Raw genomic sequence first — 22,995 nt, forward strand, 5'->3', positions numbered from 1 at the left:
GGAGATCAATGATCCCCGAGCCGACGGGCATTCACGGCCTGGACCAAGTGCTGATCTGGGGTGGGGCACTGTCGCTGCTCCTCGGACTGGGCGCGGGAGCGTGGCGGCTGGTGCGTGCCGGCATGCGGTTCGCTGGCCGCGTCGACCACCTCATCGACGACTGGTGCGGAGAGCCCGCCCGGCCCGGCGTCCCGGCCAGGCCCGGGGTGATGGAGCGCGTGGCGGGTATCGAGGCGCAGATGAGTGACCTCCACGGGAGGGTGCAGGGCATGGAGCACGAACTCCACCCCAACGACGGTGACTCCTTGCGTGATGCCGTCGACCTGGCGAACTGCCGCCTCGCGCGGCTGGCTCAGCTCTTCCCGGACGCCGATGGGAACTGCCCGCCTTCAGGGCCGCCGACCGGCGCGCCCTGAGCGACGGTGCGGGCCAAGTGGCCTCGCGTGAGCCTTAGTTCCCAGGTCAGCGGCGGCGTGTCCGGTATCGTCTGCCGTGTCCATTGCTGGTGCATAACTCGGGGTCGCGTCCCGCTCTCCCTCATCCCCGGAGAGCGGGACGCTCGCGTTTCAGGCAGCCTTGACGATCTCGCCGCGTGACGTCTTCACCCACAGCCAGAGCAGGCGCCTGTACTCCTCCGCGCGCTGGTCACTGACTGGTTGCTCCATGAGGCGGCGGATCGCCGTGTTGATGTCGTCGAGGGCGGGCGGCATCTGGCCGCCGGGCCCGGAGCGGGGGGACATGCCCACCACCGTATGCGGAGGCACTGACAGCCCGCCCGGCCGATTACAGGCCAGTGCCCCTACAACTCCCGGGAGCGGTAGGGGCACTGTCGGAGTACCGTTCTGAATTGTCGAGGTCAGAACGAGGAGACCAGTATGCCCCTCAGCAGCGACGAACACATTGGAACGCGCGTACGTATCGCGCGGAATGCCGCGGGCCTGACTCAAGCGGAACTCGCGGGCCTCCTGGGCCGGACAGAGTGCTGGCTCGCACACGTGGAGAGCGGCCGTCGGCCGCTGGAGCGTTTCTCAGTGATCACAGCCATCGCCCACGAATGCGACGTCGACGTCGTATGGCTCTTGGGGATGCCTTACCGGCTGGCCGGAGACAAGGGGGCGGTGGGCCACGCGTACATCCCGGCCCTGCGCACAGGACTCAGGCGCGCCGGGCTGATCCTCTCCGGACATCCCGGCCTCACCGCCCAGGGGATGCCGGTCGACCTGGCAGCGGCAGGCGCCACGTTGAAGAAGGCGAACATCGCGCGGCAGGCCGCGAACCTGCCGCGGGTCGCGCAGCTGCTCGCGCCGGTCGTGGAGGACCTGAACACGGCCCTGCTCACTGCCGACGGCCGTGCGCGCGAGCAGGCGCTGCGGCTCATTGCGGACGCGGGCCGTACGGCCCGGATGTGCCTGAACCAGCTCGGATACCCCGACCTCGCGTGGAGCGCGGCGGAGGTGGCCGCGGGCGCGGCGGCACAGCTTCAGGACCCGGTGCTCCAGGCGGCTGTGGCATGGGACCGCTGCGGTGCGCTTCTGCACCAGGCGTCGACACGGGAGACGGTCGCCGTGGCCGATGCGGCGCTGAGGGACCTGGAGTCCTACACGGTGGGCGCCGGGGCGCTGAAGGCGGCAGTGAGCCTGCGCGGGGCCTTGCACCTGCGCTGCGCGGTCGCTCACGCGCGGGGCGGTCAGCAGGCGGGCGCGTGGGAGCGCATCGACGAGGCACTGATCGACGCTGACCGACTGGGCTCGGAGTGGTGCGACCTAGAGCTGCACACCGTCTTCTCCCGGGGCAACGTCCTGGTCCACGCGACCGAGGTGGGCGTCGAGGTCGAGGAGCCCGAGGAGGGCCTCCAGCGGGTGCGCGGCGTCGTCCTCGACGACCTGCCGAGCCGCGAGCGCCGGACGCACTACATGATCGACCGGGCGCGGGCGCTGCACTTCATGGGCCGGAGCCCGGCGGCGGTCGTGCAGCTGAGGAAGGCGGCCGGTGACGCCCCGTACTACGTGTTCGCGCACGCCATGGCGCGGGCCCTCGTGTCGGACCTGGCCCGGGTCGGAGTGCCCTCGCAGGCGACGGCCCTGTCCTCACTGATCAGGGATATGGAACTAGTGTCCTGAGGGTAACTCCCGTGGGAACAACGCCCCCTACTTTTTGTAGGGGGCGCGCCCCCGCGCATGCACAAGGCTTCAGGTGTCACGTTCCGTATCTGAGTGATCACCTCGGGAGTCGTGCCGTGCAGCCGATGAACAACGACCCTGGAGCCTGGGCCCGCGCCTACATGGGGCTGGGCTGGCCTGTCGCCTTAGGGCATCGCTACCGCCCCCGCCAGGGGTGCACCTGCAACGACCCGACGTGCGAGCGCCCGGGGGCTCATCCCGGGCCCGGAGGGCCCCAGTACCTGACGGAGCACGAGCTCGACGAGCACCTCGAAAAGGCACCGGCGCCGTCGCTGATCGTCCCTATGGCCGACTTCGACGCTGTGACCGTGGAGCGCTATGCCGGCACGTACGTGATGGTGCATCTGGAGTCTTCAGCGCCGGTGCCGTGCGTGATGACGCACGAGACCGCGACGTTCCTCGTCCGGCAGGGAACAGGCGCCATGGCCAAGACTCATCCGGCCGTCCACGTGACCGCAGGCGCGCGGGGCTGGCTGGCTCTCCCGCCCAGCCACGGCACCTACTGGGACACGCCGCCCTGGGACGAGGCGACGGGGGAGCCGCGCGACTTCGTCGACGGCGAGCGTGTCGGCGCGGTGCTCACGGGCATGCGTACCTGGCTCGACGGGACGGAGAGAGTGGGAGCGGTCCGGTGATCGGGGCGGCGGCCGGGGCCAACGCGCAGTCGGCGGAGACCTGGCTGTTGCGGAGCGCGCCAGAGGCCGACAGGGCCATGCTGGAATGGCACAGGGGCGGGATCGCCCTGCTGCGCTGCGGGCAGGAGTTCGCGGCCGTGCGCATGGCGGGCGCCCTGGTGGAGGCTGCCGTAGGGAGCAAGGACCTGGCCCAGGCCGCCGCGTACCTGTGCGGCGCCCTGCGCGGCCCTGTGTTCATGGACCTCTACCCACCCCGCTACTACGCCCTCGTCCCCCCGTCGACGGCGCCGCGCCCCGAGTGGCGTGTGGGCCGTCAGTTCGTCGAGTTGCTCGGGGGCGACACCTTCCTCGGCGTGCCCCGCGTGGACCGGGTGCAGCCGGAGGGAGTCCACAGCTACTGGTGCGTGCCGGTCGACCGGAGCCGGGGCCTGTGCTCCGTGACCGGCCTGGACCAGCTCGTCGCCCGCGGCCGCTGTCGGCTGCCGACGAGGGAGGTCACCGGTGAGTAGCGCGGCAGTGATGGACACCGGCAAGGTCAAGGCGGACTGCTACACGGGCCTGACCCTGTGGGCCCGCGGCCTCCCGGACTCCGAGGTGAAGGCGCTCCAGGGGCGCCTGACGACGTACATGTCGACGCTGCTCCCTGAGGTCGAGGACCTGGCCGTGCGGATGACCGGCGAGACGCGGAAGGTTGCGGTGCTCGTCGTCGCCCGCGCGAGCGTCGTAGCGGTGCAGAGCCTGTACGAGCCCGACGTCGCTCCCTGGTACGTCGAGGACGCGGCCGAGGTGTGCCGGTCGCTGCTGACCCTGCGCGAGCGGCCCGGGCGGCTCGTCGAGCCGTGGGGCCTGGACGAGGCCGTGGCTGCGGGGCGCTGCCGCCTCTGCCGGGAGTGCGCGCAGCCCATAAGGCTCGGCGAGCGCTGGATAGCCCGCGAGCCCGGCACCTCCAGCCAGAGCGGCGGCCTGCTTCACGCAGGCTGCGCGCCCGGCCTCTAAGGCTCCCCTCCAGGGCGAGACGGGTGTGGTGACCCTGGAGGGGCAGAGGGGCTCCGGTCAGCCGCGGCGGTTTGCCGGAGCCCCGCACGGATTCAGCCACATATGGTGAGAGACTCGCCGCTTTCCTCCCGTAACTCGGAAGCGGCGACGCGGCTCCAATCCTTGCTCCGCAAGGCCGGGGTAGGAGCCGCAGGAAGGGCCCGGCCTGGACTAGCCGGGCCCTTCCGCATGCCGCCCGACGCGCGCCGAGCGGTTGTGGGCGGCGGACGCGCCCCCTGCTGGGCGGGGCAGCCCGACGGTGCGGCGATACGTTTCAGCCACGCTGCGCCTGCGGTGAGCGGCCGGGGCCGCTTCGGTGTTCAGATGCCCGGAACCGCAGGTGGCAGTGCCGGCATGCGGCTGCTGCTCCCGCGTGCTCCCGTGGGAGCACCAGCCCGGGGTCGACGGGGCTGAGACGGGCTGAGGCGGGCTGAGGCGGGGAGATCTTGCCTGGTCAGCGCTCTGACCTGCGGAACCGCTACGGTTCAAGTCCGGTTCCGGGCACCTCCGCCACCCTCGACAGGGCGCGATCTTCAGGGAGTACCCGCAGGTCAGGAACCCCTACGGCACCCCTACTGACAAGTCGTCAACTCCCGTCGGGCACCGCACTCTTGATCACCCCGAACGGCGCTCCCGCCGGGTCGGGGAACATCACGAACCGGCCGATGCCTCGGCGTCGGCCGCCGGGACGACCACCGTGGCCCCGGCCTCCGCGGCCCGCGCGAGCGAGGCGTCGACGTCGGCCACTTCGAAGTGCGGATGCCGCTCCGGCGTCGAGCCCGCGTCCGGATTCTCCCGCGGCAGCTGCATAAGCCCGCCGTGGCTGTTCTCCTCGGAACCGCCCGCCGGGGTCAGGACGGTGTACGTCAGCTCCGGACTCATCTGAACGCCATTCGTCTGCCAGGAGAACACCGAGCCGTGGAAAGCCTTCGCCGCCGCCTCCTCCTCAAACGCCGGACGGGCTGGATTTTCAGCCTCTCCGGCGTTTGCGGAGCGGGGTCTGGGGCGGAGCCCCGGTTCGGGAAGGGGCGCCACCCACGAGGGCACCGTTGACACCCCGCCGGAGGCGGCCGGAGACTCCCCGGATGCGGACGCAGGTGGGGATCATCGGGGCGGGCCCCGCGGGCCTGGTGCTCGCCCGGCTGCTGCACGGCGCGGGCATCGAGTCGGTCGTCGTCGAGGCCCGCGACCGGGCCTACGTGGAGGGCCGCCAGCGAGCCGGAATCCTGGAGCACGGCACCGCCGAGGTCCTGCGCGCGGCGGGCGCGGGGGAGCGCATGGACCGCGAGGGCCTGCGGCACGACGGCATCGAGCTGCGCTTCGACCGCCGCAGGCACCGCGTCGACTTCCCGTCCCTGACCGGCGGCCGCTCCGTGATGGTGTACGCGCAGACCGAGGTGTGCAAGGACCTCATCGCCCTCCGGCTCCGGGACGGCGGCCCGCTGCTCTTCGGCGCCGAGGCCCTCGCCGTGGAGGGCGCGGACACCGACCGGCCGCGCGTCCGCTACCGCCACGAGGGCCGCGAGCGGACCCTGGAGTGCGCGTACGTCGCCGGGTGCGACGGCTTCTGGGGCGTGGCCCGCGCCGCCGTACCGGCCGCGGTCTCGCGGACGTACGAGCGCGCCTACCCCTACGGCTGGCTCGGCGTCCTCGCCGACGCGCCGCCGTCGCACGACGAGCTGGTCTACGCCCGCCACGACCGCGGCTTCGCGCTCCTCAGCCACCGCTCGCCCACGGTCTCCCGGCTCTACCTCCAGGTGCCCGCGGACACCGACCCCGCCGCCTGGAGCGACACGGAGGTCTGGGACGAGCTGGAGCGCCGCTGCGAGACCGACGACGGCCCGCGGCTCACCCGCGGGCCCCTCACCGCGAAGTCCGTCACGCCCATGCGCTCCTACGTGCACGAGCCGATGCGCCACGGGCGGCTCTTCCTCGCCGGGGACGCCGCGCACATCGTGCCGCCCACCGGCGCCAAGGGCCTCAACCTGGCCGTCGGCGACGTCGCCACCCTCGCCCGCGCCCTGGTCGCGCACGAGCGCACCGGCGACCCCGCGCTCCTCGACGCGTACTCCGCGACCTGTCTGCGCCGCGTCTGGCAGGCCGAGCGGTTCTCGAACGCGCTGACCTCCCTGCTGCACCGGCACCCGGACGCCACCCCCTTCGACGACCGCGTCCAGCTCGCCCAGCTCGACCGCGTCGCCACCTCCCGGCCGGCCCGCGCGGACCTCGCCGAGGCCTATACGGGGCATCCCCTGGACGGCGTACTGTGACCTGCGACACCACCCGATGGGGGGACCGCGGGCGGGCCGGGAACAGCGCGCCCGGTCCCGAGCGTTCTCCGGGCGAAGAGTAGGGACCAGACAGGGATCCCCCGCCACCTGGCGGGAAAGATCCTCCCCAAGCACTAGGCACTTCCTTTTGCCTACGCATTACTCTTGAACCAAAGCCACGCACGGTGGCCATGGAGGAGTGAGATGAGGAGCAGCAACCCGGTCTTCTCGCGACGGGGGTTCAGCCGCGACAACGGCTATGCGGGCTTCAACGCGCAGCCGCAGGCCGGGGGCCCCGCAGTCGCGACCCAGGGCAACCCGTACGCCCCGGGCAACCCGTACGCGGGCCAGCAGGCCCCCACCAACCCGTACGCCGCGAACCCGTACGGCCAGCAGGACCTCCAGGGCGCCCCGCCGCAGGCCCCGGTGACCACCGGCCGCATGACGATGGACGACGTCGTCATGCGCACGGCCACCACGCTCGGCGTCCTCGTCGTCACGGCCGCGCTCGCCTGGGCGCTGCTGCCCGTCGACGACGCGAACATCAGCAAGTCGTACGGCATCGCGATCGGCGCCGGCCTCGTGGCGATGGTCCTGGGCTTCGTCCAGGCCTTCAAGCGCAAGGCGTCCCCGCCGCTGATCCTGGCGTACGCCGCCCTGGAAGGCGTCTTCCTCGGCGTCGTCTCCAGCGTCGTCGACAACCGCATCGCGAGCGGCGCGGCCATGCAGGCCGTGCTCGGCACGATGGCCGTCTTCCTCGCCGTCCTGGTGGCGTACAAGGCGGGCTGGATCCGCGTCAACCGCCGCTTCTACGGCTTCGTGATGGCCGCGGCCCTCGGCTTCGTGCTCCTGATGGCGGTGAACCTGCTGTTCTCCGTCTTCGGCGGCGGTGACGGCCTCGGCTTCCGCAGCGGCGGCCTCGGCATCATGTTCGGCATCATCGGCGTGCTGCTCGGCGCGTGCTTCCTGGCCCTGGACTTCAAGCAGGTCGAGGACGGCATCGCGTACGGCGCCCCGCGCGAGGAGGCCTGGCTCGCCGCCTTCGGCCTCACGATGACGCTGGTCTGGATCTACCTGGAGTTCCTGCGCCTGATCGCGATCCTGCAGGGGAACGACTGAGCATCGCCGACCGGCCGGTGACCCCACCGGCCAGTCGGCGCCACAGCGGCCGAAGGGCCCGCGGATCACGGTCCGCGGGCCCTTCGTCGTGTCGTGGTGGGGATCGGAATCGGGGGAACTCGGGGGGAACTGCTCGGGGGTTCTCTCGGGGAACTGCGGGTGCCGGTCAGCCCAGTTTGCGCGCGGCGCGCCTGAGGTCGTATTCGTGGATGATCGCCTTGGCGTGGCCGTAGGCCAGATTGTGCTCGCCGCGGAGCCAGCTGACCTTCTCCTCGAATCGGAAGAGGGAAGGGCCCTCGTCGACGGTACGCAGCCAGTCGGAGACTTCACGACCGGTGCAGTGGGGGATGCGAGCGAGCAGATTCCGGTGGGTCTCCTCGGAGAAGACTTGGGACATCGGCGCCTCCGGACGCGTTCGATGTGGTCCGTCCTTCACGCCACCGTGCCTGAGCGTTCGGACATTGGCAACAGTCCCGGCTCGGCGCATAGGGTCGCGGTGTGCTCGATACGACGCCTTTGATCGCCGCCGTGGACCGGTTCGCCGACCGGCTGCGGGCCGCGCCCCAGTCCCGCCTGCAGCGCGGCGCGGCCGCGGAAGCCCTGGCACTCGCCCGTGAGCTGGCGGTGCGCTCCCAGCTCAACGAGTCGCCGGAGGCCGAGCCCCGGCTGATGCCCGACGCCGGGATGTTCGCGGCCGCCGACCAAATCACCGTGGCCGGCCGTGACTTGGCGGTCGTCCTGCGGGACGAGGGGGAGCTGACGGAGGCGGTACGTCTGGTGGAGGAGGCGCTGACGCGGGCCGGGGTGTGACCGCGGCCGGGCGTTCGGCGGGGCTCGGACCGCTCCTCAGACCGAGGCGATGACGCGGTCCGCCAGGATGTAGACGTTCTCCGTACCGCACGCGAACGTCAGTGCGTACGCGCCCGAGACGCCGGAGCCGCCGAGCAGCACCGGGGCCCGGCCGTCGCGCAGGGCCGCGGCGAGCAGCTCCGCGGTCTCGCGGTGGCCGGGGGTCATGCACAGCGTCGTGCCGTCCGCGAAGACGTACACGTCGAGGGTGCCGAGCGGTCCCGGGCGGACGTCGGCGAGGGCGGTGCGGGCGTCGGCGAGCTCCTCAAGGCAGGCCACCGTGCGCTCGTGGTCGGTGTACGCGGGGGACTGCACCGGCACGAAGTCGGGGTGCGAGGGGTGGCGGCGGCGGGCCGCGGCCAGCTCGGCGGAGTCGCCCGCGAACTCGTCGGGGTCCGCGAAGGGCTCGACGACCGGTTCGAGACTGTCCGATTCCAGACCCGCCAGATCGGCCTGGCGCGGCAGGAACAGCTCGTCCGCGATGCTCTCCGGAAGGCCGCCGAGCAGCGAGGGGGCGTCCGCGATGTCACGGGCCTCCTGCGCGGCCCAGAACGCGCGCGCCTCGGCCAGCTCCCGCTCCCGCTCCTCGGCGAGGGCGTCGGCCACCGCGGCGCGTATCTCGTCGGTGTCCACCGTCGTGCGGGCGGCCGGCACCGTGGCGCGGCCGCCGGCCGTCGCGTGGCTCTCGGCGAGCTCGGTGCGCAGGTCGGTGATCTGCTGTCGCAGGCCCCGCACGGTGTGCAGGGACGCGGCACCCACGGCCGTGGCAGCGGCTGCGGAGAGCAGCAAGGCAAGACTCATGGCGCTCACTGACGTACTCCCGGTTTCAAGTCGACCCCCGACTTACTACATCAGCTTGAAGCCTGCACCATCCCGCTGTCAGTGCATTACGTCACGAATTGGACAGGACTTTCGGCCCGGTGTTTATCGGCCGATCCGCGCTGACCTGGGCACATGCATCTCCCCCAGGAGATTGGTCACATCCTGGGGGAGATTGGGTCACGAATGTGTGGAGGGGGCGGAGGTGCGGCCGTTTCCCGACTGGTGAGACGGCAGGGCCGCCGCGCGGGTTCCGCGCGTCAGCTGAGGCGCTCGATCACCATGGCCATGCCCTGGCCGCCGCCGACGCACATGGTCTCCAGGCCGAACTGCTTGTCGTGGAACTGGAGGCTGTTGATCAGCGTGCCGGTGATGCGGGCGCCGGTCATGCCGAAGGGGTGGCCGACGGCGATCGCGCCGCCGTTGACGTTCAGCTTGTCGAGGTCGATGCCCAGGTCGCGGTAGGAGGGGATGACCTGGGCGGCGAAGGCCTCGTTGATCTCGACCAGGTCGATGTCGCCGATGCCGAGGCCGGCCCGCTGGAGGGCCTGCTTGCTGGCCTCGACCGGGCCCAGGCCCATGATCTCGGGGGAGAGCGCGGAGACGCCGGTCGACACGATCCGGGCCAGCGGGGTCAGGCCGAGCTCGCGGGCCTTGGTGTCGGACATGATCACGAGGGCCGCGGCGCCGTCGTTCAGGGGGCAGCAGTTGCCCGCCGTGACGAGCCCGTCCGGGCGGAAGACCGGCTTGAGGCCCGCCACGCCCTCCAGGGTGACGCCCGCGCGCGGGCCGTCGTCCTTGGCGACGACCGTGCCGTCGGGGAGCGTCACGGGGGTGATCTCGCGCTCCCAGAAGCCGTTCTTGAGGGCTTCCTCGGCGAGGTTCTGGGACCGTACGCCGAACTCGTCCATGTCCTGGCGGGTGACGCCCTTGAGCCGGGCGAGGTTCTCGGCGGTCTGGCCCATCGCGATGTACGCGTCCGGGACCAGGCCGTCCTCGCGGGGGTCGTGCCAGTCGGTGCCCGTCTGCTGGGCGCGCTCGGCGGTGCGGGCCTCGGCGTCGGCGAAGAGGGGGTTGTGGGTGTCGGGCAGGCCGTCGGACGTGCCCTTCACGGACCGCGACACCATCTCGACACCGGCCGAGACGAAGACGTCGCCCTCGCCCGCCTTGATGGCGTGCAGCGCCATGCGGGACGTCTGAAGGGACGAGGAACAGTAACGGGTGATGGTGCAGCCCGGCAGGTGGTCCATGCCCATCTGCACGGCCACGATCCGGCCGAGGTTGTGGCCCTGCTCGCCGCCGGGCAGACCGCAGCCCAGCATCAGGTCGTCGATGTCCCGGGGGTCGAGCGCGGGGACCTTGGCGAGGGCGGCCTGGATGATCGTGGCGGTCAGGTCGTCGGGGCGGAGCTCCTTGAGCGACCCCTTGAAGGCACGGCCGATGGGGGAGCGGGCGGCGGAGACGATCACTGCTTCGGGCATCAGGGGGCTCCAGGGGTAACGGGCAGGGCTTAGAGGGAAGTTACCCGCACGTATAGCCGGGGTCACGGGATGGAGGCTGTGACGCGGACCGCACTTCTAAGCAACCGCTCAGCGTGGCGCCCCAAAAGGGCCGCGGGGAACGGATCCGCAGGCGATCGACGGTCGGCAGCGCCCGAAGGGGCGCGGGGAACTGCGCGCCCAGCCACAACGGATCCGCAGACGCCCGACGGCCCTGTCGCGGCAATTCCAGCGAGCGCAGCCAAGGCAGGCGCGGCGCGGCGGCCGGGTGGCCCGCCGTCAGGTGATCGGCGCCGGGTCCGGGGCCTGGATCCGGCGGCGGCGCCTGCGCTTGAGGAGGGCGAAGGGGCCGCGCGGGCCGGAGGGCATTGCTCCGGTCACTTCCGTGCCGCCTTCGGAGGCGGCCTTCGCGGCCGCCCGGGCCACCGGCAGGAAGCCCTCGCGCCGCGACACGTCGGGGCGCTCCTCCTCCGGCCACAGGCCGAGCGCGGCGCAGAGCGTGGGCAGGACCGCCATCGCCGCCGTGGCGTACCCCTCGGCGGAGGGGTGGTAGTTGTCGGGCCCGAACAGCTCGCGGGGGTTCGCGGCGAACTCCGGGCCCAGCAGGTCCCCGAGCGACACCGTGCGGCCGCCCTGCTCGACCACGCCGATCGTCTGCGCGGCGGCCAGCTGCCGCGACACCCGGCGGGCCAGCCACCGCAGCGGCTGGTAGACGGGCTCGATCGTGCCGAGGTCCGGACACGTGCCAACGACCACCTCGGCGCCCGCGGTGCGCAGCCTGCGCACCGCCGAGGAGAGCAGCCGCACCGACCGCGTCGGCGGCACCCGGTGCGTCACGTCGTTGGCCCCGATCATCACGACGCACACGTCGGGCAGCCAGCCCGTCTCGTCGGACAGGACCAGCGTCACCTGCCGGTCGAGGTCGTCGGACTGCGCCCCGGCCTTCGCCACCACCCGCAGGTCCACCGGCCGCTCGGCCACCGCGGCGAGCCCCGACGCGAGCAGCGCGGCGGGCGTCTGCCGGGCCCGGTGCACCCCGAGCCCCGCGGCCGTGGAGTCCCCGAGCATCGCGAACCGCAGCGGCTCCCCGCACTCCGCGCGGGCCGCGAACGCCGCCCCGTACCGGCCGTCGGCCCGCGGCGGGGTCCCGTGCCCGCCGTTGCCCACGGACCGCTTGGCCAGCTGCACCTCGGCGAGGACGATCCCGACCGTGGCCGCGCCGAGCAGCCCGATGCCTCCGCCGCCGTACGCCGCACCCGCGGCGATGCGCCGCGCCACCCTCGCCCTCGACATCCCCGCTGTCACCTCTGCCAGGTCCTGTGGAGCCGTTCGTCCCTTACATCCAGTCATTGCCCCGTCGGGGCGGTCGGCCAATCGCGAGAGGAGGTGACTCGGGCAGATGGCCCCGTAGTCTGACGGTTACCGAAAACCGAAATACGAACACCTCGTGCGAGCAGCCATGCCCTCACGACGTCGCGCCCCGGATACCCGGCCGGATACACGGAGACAACGTGCAATTCCACGACTCGATGACCAGCCTCGTCGGCAACACCCCGCTGGTCAGGCTCAACAACGTGACGCAGGGCCTGCAGGCCACCGTCCTCGCCAAGGTCGAGTACTTCAACCCGGGCGGTTCCGTGAAGGACCGCATCGCCCTGCGCATGATCGAGGCGGCCGAGGCCAGCGGCGAGCTCCGTCCCGGCGGCACGATCGTCGAGCCGACCAGCGGCAACACCGGCGTCGGCCTGGCGATCGTGGCCCAGCAGAAGGGCTACAAGTGCGTCTTCGTGTGCCCGGACAAGGTGAGCACCGACAAGATCAACGTGCTGCGCGCCTACGGTGCCGAGGTGGTCGTCTGCCCGACCGCCGTCGACCCGGAGCACCCGGACTCGTACTACAACGTCTCCGACCGCCTGGTCCGTGAGATCCCGGACGCGTGGAAGCCGGACCAGTACTCCAACCCGAACAACCCGCTGTCGCACTACCACTCCACCGGCCCCGAGCTGTGGGAGCAGACGGAGGGGAAGATCACCCACTTCGTGGCGGGCATCGGCACCGGCGGCACGATCTCCGGCACCGGCGGGTACCTGAAGGAGGTCTCGGGCGGCAAGGTCAGGATCGTCGGCGCCGACCCGGAGGGCTCCGTGTACTCCGGCGGCTCCGGGCGGCCGTACCTCGTCGAGGGCGTCGGTGAGGACTTCTGGCCGACCGCCTACGACCGCAACGTCACCGACGAGATCGTCGCCGTGTCCGACAAGGACTCCTTCCAGATGACGCGGCGCCTCGCCAAGGAGGAGGGCCTCCTGGTGGGCGGCTCCTGCGGCATGGCCGTCGTCGCGGCGCTCCGCGTCGCCGAGGGCCTCGGCCCCGACGACGTCGTGGTCGTCCTGCTGCCCGACAGCGGCCGCGGCTACATGAGCAAGATCTTCAGCGACGAGTGGATGAACGACTACGGCTTCCTGGAGGAGGCCGGTGACCAGCCGCGCGTCGGCGACGTCCTGAGCCGCAAGGAGGGCGGCGAGCTGCCCTCGCTCGTCCACATGCACCCGGAGGAGACCGTCGGCGAGGCGATCGAGGTGCTTCGCGAGTACGGGGTCTCGCAGATGCCCATCGTGAAGCCGGGCGCGGGGCACCCCGACGTCATGGCCGCCGAGGTCATCGGCTCGGTGGTGGAGCGCGAGCTGCTCGACGCGCTGTTCGCGCAGCGGGCGTCGCTGCACGACCCGCTGGAGAAGCACATGTCCGACCCGCTGCCGCAGGTCGGCTCCGGCGAGCCGGTCGGGGACCTGATGTCCGTGCTCGGCAGCGCGGACGCGGCGATCGTCCTCGTCGAGGGCAAGCCCACGGGCGTCGTGAGCCGCCAGGACCTGCTCGCCTTCCTGGCGGAGCAGCAGGGCAGCTAGGGCCGGACTTCGCGGAACCGGTACGAACGCGACACGTGTGCGCAGCACCCCCTTAACACGGCTCAGGCACGGTAGGAGGTGTCGGCGTCAGGACTTCCGGAGCGGCTCCCGGACCTCCAGCGACGCCCGGACGTGAGCGCTCGGCCCTGACCCGCGCCCGTCCCCCGCGGGGACCGCCGTCGTCCCGCCCTCCGGCCACGCCGGGGGTGCGGCGGTCCCCGCGCTACGCGCGGGCGCTCTCCTGGGGCTGGGGCTCCGCCGGGCGGGCTGATCTGTCGGCCGCGCGCCGCCCTTCCGCTGCCCGCCGGGGGCTAGTCCTGCCAGTCGGATTTGCGGGAGCGGTTGCGGAGGAAGGGGAGGAGGCCCGTGCCCCGCACGGCGTGGACCGCGTTGACGCCGACGATGCCGAACCACGTCACGAAGAGGCCGGACAGCCCCGCGTTCACCACGCCGATCGCCGAGAGGGGGATCGCGAGGATGAGCGAGACGATGCCGAAGCCGAAGCGCTCGCCCCAGGAGTCGACTCCACTGGCGGGGTTGCGCGCGCTGCGGGCCACGATCATCTGCTGCTCGGCCAGGTGACGGCGCATCTGCCGGTCGATCGTCCCGTCGAGGCGCTTCTCGACCTTTTCGAGGAACGAGTCGACGAGCGCGGACTCGTACTCTTCGCCGAGATCCTTGCGCGCGTGCAGGGCGGCGTCGAGTTCCTTCTTGAGTTCGGCGTCACGTGTGGCTTCCATACTTCTTACGGTACGCAGCCCGCGCCGCTCCGACAGTGGGGCTAACCCCCCTTTCCGTCCTGGGCGAGGCCCCCGGCCGCCGCGCTCAGCGCAGCACCCGCACCAGACCGGTGTCGAGGTCGAAGCGGGCGGCGAGGACGGTGGCGGGCCGGAAGGCGTGGTCGGCGCGCAGGGTGTCGCGCATGCGGCGGGCGTGCGCGGCGACGGTGTGCTCGACCCAGTCGCCGGGCTGGTCGCGGCAGGCCCAGGCGGCGGGCCCGATGGACTCCACGAGCCGGGACAGGTGCCCGGGCGCGGGCTCCCCGGTGCGCAGCTGTTTTATGGTCGCCGCGACGGCCCCGCAGCGCTCGTGCCCGAGGACGAGTATCAGCGGGGTGCCGAACTCGGCGACGCCGAACTGCAGGGAGCCGAGGACGGCCTCGTCGAGGACCTCGCCCGCGCTGCGCACGCACAGCAGGTCGCCGAGGCCCTGGTCGAAGAGCAGCTCGGGCGGCACGCGGGAGTCGACGCAGCTGAGGACCGTGGCGAAGGGGTGCTGTCCGTGGGCGACCTCGCGGCGCCGGGCCCGGTCCTCGTGCGGGTGGCGGGAGTGGACCTCCGCCCAGCGCCGGTTGCCCTCCAGGAGGGTCGCGAGGGCTTCGTCGGCGGTGGCGGGGCGGGGCGCGGCCCCCGCGGTGCCGCGGGCCGGCGCGGCGGCGGCCGTGCCCGCCGCGCTGGTGAGCGCGGTGGCGGCGGTCGCCGTGAGGAAGGCGCGGCGGTTCGCGGGGCGGCGGCGTGAGGTGGCGCGCATGGTACGTCCTAGGGCTCGGCGGAGCAGGGCGGTTCACCGTAGAGGTGCCGTCTATCCGCTCAACTCCCCTTGGAAGAGCCTTGGGTGATTTGGCGTCAGCTCATGGGCTGTCCGAGACCGGCTCGTGACCGGGGGGCGGTGCGTGCGCCGTCGGCGGTGCCGGGGCGTGGGCAGGGTCGCGCCGGGCGAACAGCCAGTACAGGAGAGCCGGGACGGCGAGCCCCACCATCCAGGAGATGTCCGCGCCGCCCAGGGAGTCGACCAGCGGGCCGGTGTAGAAGTGCGTGACGAGGAAGGGGAGCTGGGCCAGCAGGCCGATCCCGTACACGGTGAGCGCGTCCCAGCGCCAGGCGCCGTACCGGCCGTGCGGGTCGAACAGGGCCGGGATGTCGTAGCGCTCCTTGGAGATCAGGTAGTAGTCGACCAGGTTGATCGCCGACCACGGGGTGAAGAAGGTCAGGAGGAAGAGCAGGAAGTCCTTGAAGGACGTCAGGAAGCTGTCCTTGCCGAGGAGCGCCACCGTGGTGCCCGCGACCATGATCAGGCCGATGTAGGCGGCCCGGGCGCGCGGCGAGATCTCCTTCTGGGTGCGGAAGCCGCCGATGCTGGTGACCATCGACATGAAGCCGCCGTACGTGTTGAGCACGTTGATGGTCAGCTTGCCGAGCGCGATCACGAAGTACAGGAGCGAGGCCACCAGGCCGGTGCCGCCGAGCCCCACGACGTACGCGACCTGGTTGCCCATGAACGCCCCGCCCGCGCTCGCGGCCACCAGGACGCCGAACGTCATCGACCACTGGGAGCCGAGGGCGGAGCCGGACAGGGTCCACCAGAACGTGGCCCGGGCCGACGTCGTGCGCGGCAGGTAGCGCGAGTAGTCCGCGACGTACGGCCCGAACGCCAGCTGCCACGACGCCGAGAGCGACACGGCGAGCAGGAACACCGGCAGGTCGAAGCGGGCGTCGGAGAGCAGGTCCGCGAGGTCGACGCGGTCCAGGAGGCGGACGCCCAGGTAGACGAACGCGAGCGCGCAGACCACGCTCGCGATCCGGCCGAGGACGTGGATCACGCGGTAGCCGACCGCGGCGGTCACCGCCGTGACCACCGCGAAGAGGACGATCCCGGTGGTGTCGCCGGTGTGCGTCAGCTCGGCGGTGGCCTGCCCGGCGAGCACGCTGCCGCTGGCGAAGAAGCCGACGTACATCAGGATCACGAGGAGCAGCGGTACGACGGCGCCGCGCACCCCGAACTGGGCCCGGGACTGGATCATCTGGGGCAGGCCGAGCTTGGGGCCCTGCGCGGAGTGCAGGGCCATGACGGCGCCGCCCAGGACGTTGCCGAGGGCGAGGCCGACGATCGACCACACCACGTCGCCGCCGAAGACGACGGCGAGCGCGCCGGTGACGACGGCCGTGATCTGGAGGTTCGCGCCGAGCCAGAGCGTGAACTGGCTGACCGCGCCGCCGTGCCGCTCGGCGTCCGGTACGACGTCGATCGAGCGGCGTTCCACGAGGGACTTGGGTGACTCTGTCATGGTGCGCCGGACCTCGTCTCGCCGGACTGTATATGGTCATGCAGAGTTCTGGTTTGCTGAATACTTTGTCAATGGTCGGGTGGCGACAAGAGCGGGAGCGGCGTGAGGGGTCCGGCATGAGTGACAGTCCAGCGGCACGGCTTCAGGTGCTCTTCGAGGGGCACCGGCTCACGCCGACGCAGCGGCGCATCGCCCACTGCATGGTGCGGCGCGCCGCCGACGCGCCCTTCCTGTCCAGCGTCGAGCTCGCCGAACTCGCGGGCGTCAGCCAGCCGTCCGTGACCCGCTTCGCGGTCGCGCTCGGCTTCGACGGCTATCCGGCGCTGCGGCGGCACCTGCGCGACGTGGCCCCGGCGGAGGCGCCGGAGGACGCCGAGGCGAACGAGTACCAGCAGGCCGTCGAGGCCGAGATCGAGAACCTGCGCCACCTCGCGGCCGTCCTCGCCGACCCCGCGCCCGTCGAACGCGCGGGCCGCCTCCTGGCCGCGTCCCGCCCCCTGCCGGTCCTCGGCCTGCGCGCCGCCGCCTCCCAGGCCTACGGCTTCTCGTACTTCGCCGCGAAGGTCCACCCCGACGTGCGGCTGCTCGACGAGGGCGGCTCCATGCTCACCGACCGCCTGGACGCGGCCGTGCGGGCCGGGGCCACCGTGCTGCTGTGCTTCGCGCTGCCCCGGCACCCGCGCGAGGTCGTGGACGCCCTGGCCCACGCCCGGGACGCGGGCCTCACCGTGGTCACCGTCGCCGACTCCGCCTTCGCGCCGGTGGCCGCGCACTCCGACCTGCTGCTGCCCGCCGCCGTCGGCACCGGCCTCGCCTTCGACACGGCCTGCGCCCCGATGCTGCTCGGCCGGGCGCTCCTGGAGGCCATGTGCGACGCGCTGCCGGACGCGCAGGCGCGCCTGGAGGAGTTCGACGCGGGGGCGGCGGAGCGGGGCCTGTTCGTCGAGTAGCGCCCCGTCAGGCGACCCGTGCGCCGTGCCGCCACACCGCGGAGACCAGCGGTACGCCCGGCCGGTAGGCCAGGTGGACGTGGCTCGGCGCGTCCAGGAGCGCCAGGTCGGCGCGGGCGCCGGGGGCGACGCGGCCGACGTCTGTGCGGCGCAGCGCCGCCGCGCCGCCCGCCGTGGCCGCCCACACCGCCTCGTCGGGGGTCATCCCCATGTCCCGTACGGCGAGCGCGACGCAGAACGGCACGGACGACGTGAACGACGAGCCCGGGTTGCAGTCCGTGGAGAGCGCCACGGTCGCGCCCGCGTCGAGCAGCCGGCGGGCGTCCGGCCACTCGGCGCGCGTGGAGAACTCCGCGCCCGGCAGCAGCGTGGCCACCGTGTCGCTGTGGGCGAGGGCGTCCACGTCGGCGTCCGTCAGGTGCGTGCAGTGGTCGGCGCTCGCGGCGTCGAGCTCCACGGCCAGCTGGACGCCGGGGCCGTAGCTGAGCTGGTTGGCGTGCACGCGCGGGTGCAGTCCCTTGGCCTTGCCCGCCGTCAGGATCGCCCGCGCCTGGTCGCCGTCGAAGGCGCCCTTCTCGCAGAACACGTCGATCCAGCGGGCGTGCGGGGCGCAGGCGTCCAGCATCTCGCCCGTCACCAGGGCCACGTACGCCGCCGGGTCGGCGGCGAAGTCCGGCGACACGATGTGGGCGCCGAGGAACGTGACCTCGTCCGTGTGGCGCCGCGCGATGCGCAGGGCGCGGGCCTCGTCCTCGGTCGTCAGGCCGTACCCCGACTTCGTCTCGAACGTCGTCGTGCCCTGGCGCAGGGCCTCGGCGAGGTAGCGGGCGAGGTTGGCCTCCAGGGCCTCGTCCGACGCGGCGCGGGTCGCCGCCACGGTCGTGCGGATGCCGCCCGCCTCGTACGGGCGGCCCTCCATGCGGGCGTTGAACTCCTGGGTGCGGTCGCCGGCGAACAGGAGGTGGGAGTGCGAGTCCACGAAGCCGGGGAGGGCCGCCCCGCCCTGTGCGTCGTACGCCTCGTCCGCCGCCGGGGCCTGCGCGTCCGGGCCCACCCAGACGACCTCCTCGCCGTCCAGGACGACGGCGGCGCCCTCGACGAGCCCGAGCGGGCCCCGGCCCAGGGCGGGGTCATTGGTGACGAGGCTGCCGATGTTGCGGATGACGGTGGTGGTCATGGGGGTGCGTCCTGTTCGTGGGTGGGTGCGGGTGATCCCTCGCGGTGCGCCCCTGACCCGCCCCTTCCCGAACTGGGGCTCCGCCCCAGACCCCGCTCCTCAAACGCCGGAGAGGCTGGATCTTTCGCGGGCCTGGGGCGCACCGCGCGGGCTAGTGCAGGGCTGTCACCGCGTGGGTCAGGGCCGACGGGACGTCGGGGAGGAGGGTGTGGGCGCCGTCGCGGACCACGTGGCGGCCCCCGACCACGGTGTGCCGCACGTCCGCCCCGCTCGCCGCGAACACCGCCACCTCCGCCCCGAGCCGCGCCGCCGCCCCGGCCGTCCGCACGGAGTCGAGCGCGACCGTCGCGAAGTCGGCGAGCGCCCCCGGCACCAGGGCCCCGGCATCGCCCCAGCCGAGCGCCGCGTGCCCGTCGGCGGACGCGGCCCGCAGCAGCGCGGCCGCGGTCCAGTGCCCCCGCGTATGCGAGCGGAGGCGCTCGTTCAGCTCCATCGCCCGCGCCTCCTCGAAGAGGTCGATCACGGCGTGGCTGTCGCTGCCGAGGGACAGCGGGCTGCCCGCCCGCTGGAGGGCGGGCGCGGGCCCGATGCCGTCGGCGAGGTCCCGCTCGGTGGTGGGGCACATGCAGGTGCCGGTGCCGGAGCCGCCGATGAGGGCGATGTCCTCGTCGGTCAGGTGGGTGTTGTGGACGCCCGTCGTGCGCGCCCCGAGCACCCCGTGGTCGGCGAGCAGCCGCGTGGGCGTGCACCCGTGCACGGCCAGGCACGCCTCGTTCTCGGCGGTCTGCTCGGAGAGGTGGACGTGCAGCGGGGCGCCCCGCGAGCCGGCCCACTCGGCCACGGTGCCCAACTGCCGTGCGGGCACGGCCCGTACGGAGTGGACGGCCGCGCCGATCCGGGCGTGCTCGCGGTCCTTGAGCAGCGCGGCCCGCTCCGCCCACGCCTCGGCCGTGCCGTCGGAGAAGCGCAGCTGGTGGTGGTCGGGCGGCGCGCCCTCGGCGGCGTCGCGCAGCCCGGAGGCCACGTACGCGGTGTCGAGCAGCGTGATGCGGATGCCCGCGTCGGCGGCGGCCGCGATCAGGGCCTCGCCCATGGCGTTGGGGTCGGCGTACCGCTTGCCGCCGGGCGCGTGGTGCAGGTAGTGGAACTCGCCGACGGCCGTGACGCCCGCGAGCGCCATCTCCGCGTACACCGCCCGCGCGAGCGCGTGGTACGTCTCCGGCGTGAGCCGGTCGGCCACGGAGTACATGACCTCGCGCCACGTCCAGAACGTGCCGCTGCCGACCTGCACGGTGGAGCGCAGCGCGCGGTGGAAGGCGTGCGAGTGGGCGTTCGCGAGGCCGGGCAGGGTCAGGCCGCGCAGGACCGTCGCGCCCGGCGGCGGGGTTTCGACGCCGGTGCGGACGGCGGCGATCCGCCCGTCCGCGCCCACGTCGAGCGCCACGCCCGGCTCCACCACCGGATCGAGCCAGGCGTGCTCCGCCCAGTACGTGTGCGTCACCGGCACGCCAGGCCCTCCAGTACGTCGGCGAGTGCCCGCACCCCGGCGACGCAGTCGTCCTCCGCCGCGTGCTCGGCGGGGGAGTGCGAGACGCCCGTGGGGTTGCGGACGAACAGCATGGCGGTCGGGACGGACGCGGACAGGATGCCCGCGTCGTGCCCGGCGCCGGTGCCGAGCACGGGCACCTCGCGGCCGGTGCGGCCGCGCAGGATCGCGCCCAGCTCGTCGCGCAGCGCGTGCTCGAACTCGATGACCGGCGTGAACGACTCGCGGACCACGGCGAGGTCGACGCCGTGCCGGTCCGCGTACTCGCGGGCCGCCTTCTCGATCGCCGTCACCACCGTGTCGAGCGTCTCCTGGTCGGCGGCGCGCGAGTCGAGCCAGCCGCGCACCAGGGACGGGATGGCGTTGACGCCGTTCGGCTCGACGGAGATCTTGCCGAACGTCGCCACCGCGCCGGTGAGCGCGGCCTCGCGGCGGGCCGCGAGGACCGTCTCCGCGTAGCTCAGCATCGGGTCGCGGCGGTCGACGAGGCGGGTGGTGCCCGCGTGGTTGGCCTCGCCGCGGAAGTCGAAGCGCCAGCGGCCGTGCGGCCAGATGGCGCTGGCGATGCCGACCTCGTCGCCGGAGAGGTCCAGGGCCCGGCCCTGCTCCACGTGCAGCTCCACGAACGCGCCGATCCGGGCGAGCCGTTCGGGGTCCGGGCCGATCGCCGCCGGGTCGTACCCCGCCGCCTCCATCGCCTCCGGGAGGCGGACGCCGTCGCCGTCGCGCAGCTCGTACGCCTGCTCCTTGGTGAGCTGCCCCGCGGTGAGCCGGGAGCCGACGCAGGCGAGGCCGAAGCGGGCGCCCTCCTCGTCGCCGAAGTTGGTGAGGGCGAGAGGGCGGGTGAACTCCACGCCCCTGGCGCGGAGTTCGTCGAGCGCGGCGAAGGCGGAGACGACGCCGAGGGGCCCGTCGAAGGCGCCGCCGTCGGGGACGGAGTCCAGGTGCGAGCCGGTGACCACGGCGTCCCCGGCGGCCGGGTCGCCGAGCCACGCCCACTGGTTGCCGTTGCGGTCCGTCTCGTACGCCAGGCCGCGGCTCTCCGCCTGCTCCTGGAACCAGGTGCGGCAGTCGGCGTCGGCCCCGGTCCAGGCGTAGCGGCGGTAGCCGCCGGTCTCGGCGTTGCGGCCGACGGGGCTCAGGTCGCGCCACATCTGCTGGAACGAGGGGGGATTCTGGCCGGTACCAGCGACAGAATCAGCCCGTCCGGCGCTTGAGGACGAGGCCGCAGGCCGATCGGCGGCGGTCACTCGCCCTCCCGCATGGGCACGCGCACACCGCGCTCGGAGGCCACGGCCTCGGCGCCCTCGTACCCCGCGTCCACGTGCCGGATCACGCCCATGCCCGGGTCGTTGGTGAGCACCCGGCGGATCTTCTCGCCCCCGAGCTTTGTGCCGTCGGCGACCGTGACCTGGCCCGCGTGGATGGAGCGGCCCATGCCGACGCCGCCGCCGTGGTGGAGGGAGACCCAGGAGGCGCCGGAGGCCACGTTGACCATGGCGTTCAGGAGGGGCCAGTCGGCGATGGCGTCGGAGCCGTCGCGCATGCCCTCGGTCTCGCGGTACGGCGATGCCACCGAGCCGCAGTCGAGGTGGTCGCGGCCGATGGCGAGGGGGGCCTGGAGCTCGCCGGAGGCCACCATGTCGTTGAAGCGCTCGCCCGCCTTGTCGCGCTCGCCGTAGCCGAGCCAGCAGATGCGGGCGGGGAGGCCCTGGAAGTGGACGCGCTCGCCGGCCATCTTGATCCAGCGGTGCAGGGACTCGTTTTCGGGGAAGAGGTCGAGGATCGCCTTGTCGGTCTTGTGGATGTCCGATGCCTCGCCCGAGAGGGCTGCCCAGCGGAACGGGCCCTTGCCCTCGCAGAACAGCGGCCGGATGTACGCGGGCACGAAGCCGGGGAAGGCGAACGCCCGGTCGTAGCCCGCCAGCTGGGCCTCGCCGCGGATGGAGTTGCCGTAGTCGAAGACCTCGGCGCCCGCGTCCATGAAGCCGACCATGGCCTCGACGTGCTGGGCCATGGACTCGCGGGCGCGCTGTGTGAAGCCCGCCGGGTCCTTCTCGGCCGCCGTCGCCATGTCGTCGAAGTCGACGCCGACGGGGAGGTACGCGAGCGGGTCGTGGGCGCTCGTCTGGTCCGTGACGATGTCGACGGGGGCGCCCTCGGCGAGCATGCGCGGCAGCAGCTCCGCCGCGTTGCCGAGCAGGCCGATCGAGAGCGGGCGGCGGGCGTCGCGGGCCTCGGTGGCGAGCTGGAGCGCGTGCTCCAGGGAGTCGGCCCGCACGTCGAGGTAGCGGTGCTCCATGCGGCGCTCGATGGCGCGCGGGTCGCAGTCGATACAGATCGCGACGCCGTCGTTCATGGTGACGGCCAGCGGCTGGGCGCCGCCCATGCCGCCGAGCCCGGCGGTGAGGGTGATGGTCCCGGCGAGCGTGCCGTTGAACTTCTTCGCCGCGACCGCCGCGAAGGTCTCGTACGTGCCCTGGAGGATGCCCTGGGTGCCGATGTAGATCCAGGAACCGGCGGTCATCTGGCCGTACATGGTGAGGCCGAGCGCCTCGAGGCGGCGGAACTCCTCCCAGTTCGCCCAGTCCCCGACCAGGTTGGAGTTGGCGATGAGCACGCGCGGCGCCCACTCGTGGGTCTGCATGACGCCGACGGGGCGGCCGGACTGGACCAGCATCGTCTCGTCCTGCTTGAGCGTCCGCAGCGTGCGCGTCATCGCGTCGAAGGAGCGCCAGTCGCGGGCCGCCTTGCCGGTGCCGCCGTAGACGACGAGCTTGTCGGGGTGCTCGGCGACCTCGGGGTCGAGGTTGTTCTGGAGCATGCGGAGGGCGGCCTCCTGCTGCCATCCCAGGGTGCTCAGTTCGGTGCCGCGCGGCGCTCGTACGGGGCGGGGTCCTGACATGGCGGTGCCTCCTCCGGGCTGTGACCTTGATATTCACATCCTCG

Annotated in this window: 23 protein-coding genes; 10 read left to right on the plus strand and 13 right to left on the minus strand. The window is 72.8% G+C overall.

What is annotated here, in order from left to right:
* The first annotated feature begins 8 nt into the window (after positions 1–8).
* Complete coding sequence (locus IG74_RS0109110) at positions 9–416, plus strand: hypothetical protein (protein ID WP_063761225.1); 408 nt, start codon at positions 9–11, stop codon at positions 414–416.
* Positions 417–566: 150 nt separating this feature from the next.
* Here IG74_RS0109110 and IG74_RS52010 read toward each other — a convergent pair whose 3' ends face one another.
* Positions 567–740, minus strand: coding sequence for a hypothetical protein (locus tag IG74_RS52010; RefSeq protein ID WP_158857550.1), 174 nt, complete (start codon positions 738–740; stop codon positions 567–569).
* A gap of 135 nt (positions 741–875) precedes the next feature.
* Here IG74_RS52010 and IG74_RS45715 point away from each other — a divergent pair, with 135 nt between their 5' ends.
* From IG74_RS45715 to IG74_RS0109135, 4 genes are all read left to right on the plus strand, one after another.
* Positions 876–2,120 (plus strand): helix-turn-helix domain-containing protein, encoded by a 1,245-nt coding sequence (locus IG74_RS45715; RefSeq protein WP_030672540.1) that lies wholly within the window; start codon positions 876–878, stop codon positions 2,118–2,120.
* A gap of 344 nt (positions 2,121–2,464) precedes the next feature.
* Positions 2,465–2,815 carry a hypothetical protein gene (locus tag IG74_RS52015; protein WP_158857552.1) on the plus strand — a complete coding sequence of 117 codons (351 nt, stop codon included), beginning with the start codon at positions 2,465–2,467 and terminating at the stop codon, positions 2,813–2,815.
* Positions 2,812–3,324 carry a hypothetical protein gene (locus tag IG74_RS0109130; RefSeq protein ID WP_051854724.1) on the plus strand — a complete coding sequence of 171 codons (513 nt, stop codon included), beginning with the start codon at positions 2,812–2,814 and terminating at the stop codon, positions 3,322–3,324. Before IG74_RS52015 ends, IG74_RS0109130 begins: the two co-directional genes overlap by 4 nt.
* Positions 3,317–3,811, plus strand: coding sequence for a DUF6415 family natural product biosynthesis protein (locus IG74_RS0109135; protein WP_158857554.1), 495 nt, complete (start codon positions 3,317–3,319; stop codon positions 3,809–3,811). Before IG74_RS0109130 ends, IG74_RS0109135 begins: the two co-directional genes overlap by 8 nt.
* A 690-nt stretch (positions 3,812–4,501) precedes the next feature.
* Here IG74_RS0109135 and IG74_RS52020 read toward each other — a convergent pair.
* Positions 4,502–4,732, minus strand: coding sequence for a VOC family protein (locus IG74_RS52020; protein ID WP_051854725.1), 231 nt, complete (start codon positions 4,730–4,732; stop codon positions 4,502–4,504).
* Between the two features lie 203 nt (positions 4,733–4,935).
* On the opposite strand from IG74_RS52020, the gene IG74_RS0109145 reads away from it, so the two are divergent.
* Both IG74_RS0109145 and IG74_RS0109150 read left to right on the plus strand, forming a co-directional pair.
* A complete protein-coding gene (locus IG74_RS0109145; RefSeq protein ID WP_030672552.1) occupies positions 4,936–6,120 on the plus strand; it encodes a 4-hydroxybenzoate 3-monooxygenase in 1,185 nt (394 codons plus the stop codon).
* A 204-nt stretch (positions 6,121–6,324) separates the two neighbouring features.
* Positions 6,325–7,239, plus strand: a complete 915-nt coding sequence (locus IG74_RS0109150) for a Bax inhibitor-1/YccA family membrane protein (RefSeq protein ID WP_030672555.1) — start codon at positions 6,325–6,327, stop codon at positions 7,237–7,239.
* 166 nt (positions 7,240–7,405) lie between these two features.
* Here the strand turns inward: IG74_RS0109150 and IG74_RS0109155 are convergent, their stop codons facing one another.
* Positions 7,406–7,636, minus strand: coding sequence for a DUF4287 domain-containing protein (locus tag IG74_RS0109155; RefSeq protein ID WP_030672559.1), 231 nt, complete (start codon positions 7,634–7,636; stop codon positions 7,406–7,408).
* Between the two features lie 101 nt (positions 7,637–7,737).
* Here IG74_RS0109155 and IG74_RS0109160 point away from each other — a divergent pair, with 101 nt between their 5' ends.
* Positions 7,738–8,049: a hypothetical protein gene (locus tag IG74_RS0109160; protein WP_078868676.1), complete on the plus strand. Its 312-nt coding sequence runs from the start codon at positions 7,738–7,740 to the stop codon at positions 8,047–8,049.
* A 36-nt stretch (positions 8,050–8,085) separates the two neighbouring features.
* Here the strand turns inward: IG74_RS0109160 and IG74_RS0109165 are convergent, their stop codons facing one another.
* The 3 genes from IG74_RS0109165 to IG74_RS0109175 form a co-directional block, all read right to left on the minus strand.
* Entirely contained in the window at positions 8,086–8,898 is an 813-nt protein-coding gene (locus IG74_RS0109165; protein ID WP_420709870.1) for a hypothetical protein, read from the minus strand.
* Positions 8,899–9,167: 269 nt separating this feature from the next.
* Positions 9,168–10,388 (minus strand): acetyl-CoA C-acetyltransferase, encoded by a 1,221-nt coding sequence (locus IG74_RS0109170; protein ID WP_030672567.1) that lies wholly within the window; start codon positions 10,386–10,388, stop codon positions 9,168–9,170.
* A 297-nt stretch (positions 10,389–10,685) separates the two neighbouring features.
* The gene (locus tag IG74_RS0109175; protein WP_078868677.1) at positions 10,686–11,699 is read right to left on the minus strand and encodes an SGNH/GDSL hydrolase family protein; all 1,014 of its coding nucleotides are present in this window, start codon (positions 11,697–11,699) and stop codon (positions 10,686–10,688) included.
* A gap of 218 nt (positions 11,700–11,917) precedes the next feature.
* Between IG74_RS0109175 and IG74_RS0109180 the strand changes: the two genes are divergently transcribed.
* Positions 11,918–13,309, plus strand: a complete 1,392-nt coding sequence (locus tag IG74_RS0109180; protein WP_030672573.1) for a cystathionine beta-synthase — start codon at positions 11,918–11,920, stop codon at positions 13,307–13,309.
* Positions 13,310–13,620: 311 nt separating this feature from the next.
* On the opposite strand, the gene IG74_RS0109185 is transcribed toward IG74_RS0109180, so the two are convergent.
* The 3 genes from IG74_RS0109185 to IG74_RS0109195 all read right to left on the minus strand — a co-directional run bounded on the left by IG74_RS0109185 (position 13,621) and on the right by IG74_RS0109195 (position 16,373).
* Positions 13,621–14,049, minus strand: coding sequence for a hypothetical protein (locus IG74_RS0109185; protein WP_030672576.1), 429 nt, complete (start codon positions 14,047–14,049; stop codon positions 13,621–13,623).
* Between the two features lie 85 nt (positions 14,050–14,134).
* Complete coding sequence (locus IG74_RS0109190; protein ID WP_030672579.1) at positions 14,135–14,839, minus strand: carbonic anhydrase; 705 nt, start codon at positions 14,837–14,839, stop codon at positions 14,135–14,137.
* A 100-nt stretch (positions 14,840–14,939) separates the two neighbouring features.
* The gene (locus IG74_RS0109195) at positions 14,940–16,373 is read right to left on the minus strand and encodes a purine-cytosine permease family protein (protein ID WP_030672582.1); all 1,434 of its coding nucleotides are present in this window, start codon (positions 16,371–16,373) and stop codon (positions 14,940–14,942) included.
* Between the two features lie 116 nt (positions 16,374–16,489).
* Here IG74_RS0109195 and IG74_RS0109200 point away from each other — a divergent pair, with 116 nt between their 5' ends.
* Positions 16,490–17,323 (plus strand): MurR/RpiR family transcriptional regulator, encoded by an 834-nt coding sequence (locus tag IG74_RS0109200; protein WP_030672585.1) that lies wholly within the window; start codon positions 16,490–16,492, stop codon positions 17,321–17,323.
* Positions 17,324–17,330: 7 nt separating this feature from the next.
* On the opposite strand, the gene hutI is transcribed toward IG74_RS0109200, so the two are convergent.
* The 4 genes from hutI to hutU all read right to left on the minus strand — a co-directional run bounded on the left by hutI (position 17,331) and on the right by hutU (position 22,951).
* Positions 17,331–18,500 carry an imidazolonepropionase gene (hutI, locus tag IG74_RS0109205; RefSeq protein ID WP_030672588.1) on the minus strand — a complete coding sequence of 390 codons (1,170 nt, stop codon included), beginning with the start codon at positions 18,498–18,500 and terminating at the stop codon, positions 17,331–17,333.
* Between the two features lie 151 nt (positions 18,501–18,651).
* Positions 18,652–20,001, minus strand: a complete 1,350-nt coding sequence (locus tag IG74_RS0109210; RefSeq protein ID WP_037824934.1) for a formimidoylglutamate deiminase — start codon at positions 19,999–20,001, stop codon at positions 18,652–18,654.
* Complete coding sequence (locus IG74_RS0109215) at positions 19,998–21,200, minus strand: allantoate amidohydrolase (protein ID WP_030672596.1); 1,203 nt, start codon at positions 21,198–21,200, stop codon at positions 19,998–20,000. Before IG74_RS0109215 ends, IG74_RS0109210 begins: the two co-directional genes overlap by 4 nt.
* A 92-nt stretch (positions 21,201–21,292) precedes the next feature.
* Positions 21,293–22,951, minus strand: a complete 1,659-nt coding sequence (gene hutU / locus IG74_RS0109220; protein ID WP_030672600.1) for a urocanate hydratase — start codon at positions 22,949–22,951, stop codon at positions 21,293–21,295.
* Positions 22,952–22,995: the final 44 nt, after the last annotated feature.

It is taken from the genome of Streptomyces sp. NRRL B-1347 (assembly GCF_000720325.1).
Classification (GTDB): domain Bacteria; phylum Actinomycetota; class Actinomycetes; order Streptomycetales; family Streptomycetaceae; genus Streptomyces.

Coding starts and splice junctions, on each gene's coding strand:
- IG74_RS0109110 (WP_063761225.1), top strand. CDS start 9: ATGATCCCCGAGCCGACGGGCATTCACGGCCTGGACCAAGTGCTGATC.
- IG74_RS52010 (WP_158857550.1), bottom strand. CDS start 740: ATGTCCCCCCGCTCCGGGCCCGGCGGCCAGATGCCGCCCGCCCTCGAC.
- IG74_RS45715 (WP_030672540.1), top strand. CDS start 876: ATGCCCCTCAGCAGCGACGAACACATTGGAACGCGCGTACGTATCGCG.
- IG74_RS52015 (WP_158857552.1), top strand. CDS start 2,465: ATGGCCGACTTCGACGCTGTGACCGTGGAGCGCTATGCCGGCACGTAC.
- IG74_RS52020 (WP_051854725.1), bottom strand. CDS start 4,732: ATGAGTCCGGAGCTGACGTACACCGTCCTGACCCCGGCGGGCGGTTCC.
- IG74_RS0109145 (WP_030672552.1), top strand. CDS start 4,936: ATGCGGACGCAGGTGGGGATCATCGGGGCGGGCCCCGCGGGCCTGGTG.
- IG74_RS0109150 (WP_030672555.1), top strand. CDS start 6,325: ATGAGGAGCAGCAACCCGGTCTTCTCGCGACGGGGGTTCAGCCGCGAC.
- IG74_RS0109155 (WP_030672559.1), bottom strand. CDS start 7,636: ATGTCCCAAGTCTTCTCCGAGGAGACCCACCGGAATCTGCTCGCTCGC.
- IG74_RS0109170 (WP_030672567.1), bottom strand. CDS start 10,388: ATGCCCGAAGCAGTGATCGTCTCCGCCGCCCGCTCCCCCATCGGCCGT.
- IG74_RS0109175 (WP_078868677.1), bottom strand. CDS start 11,699: ATGTCGAGGGCGAGGGTGGCGCGGCGCATCGCCGCGGGTGCGGCGTAC.
- IG74_RS0109185 (WP_030672576.1), bottom strand. CDS start 14,049: ATGGAAGCCACACGTGACGCCGAACTCAAGAAGGAACTCGACGCCGCC.
- IG74_RS0109190 (WP_030672579.1), bottom strand. CDS start 14,839: ATGCGCGCCACCTCACGCCGCCGCCCCGCGAACCGCCGCGCCTTCCTC.
- IG74_RS0109195 (WP_030672582.1), bottom strand. CDS start 16,373: ATGACAGAGTCACCCAAGTCCCTCGTGGAACGCCGCTCGATCGACGTC.
- IG74_RS0109200 (WP_030672585.1), top strand. CDS start 16,490: ATGAGTGACAGTCCAGCGGCACGGCTTCAGGTGCTCTTCGAGGGGCAC.
- hutI (WP_030672588.1), bottom strand. CDS start 18,500: ATGACCACCACCGTCATCCGCAACATCGGCAGCCTCGTCACCAATGAC.
- IG74_RS0109215 (WP_030672596.1), bottom strand. CDS start 21,200: ATGTGGCGCGACCTGAGCCCCGTCGGCCGCAACGCCGAGACCGGCGGC.
- hutU (WP_030672600.1), bottom strand. CDS start 22,951: ATGTCAGGACCCCGCCCCGTACGAGCGCCGCGCGGCACCGAACTGAGC.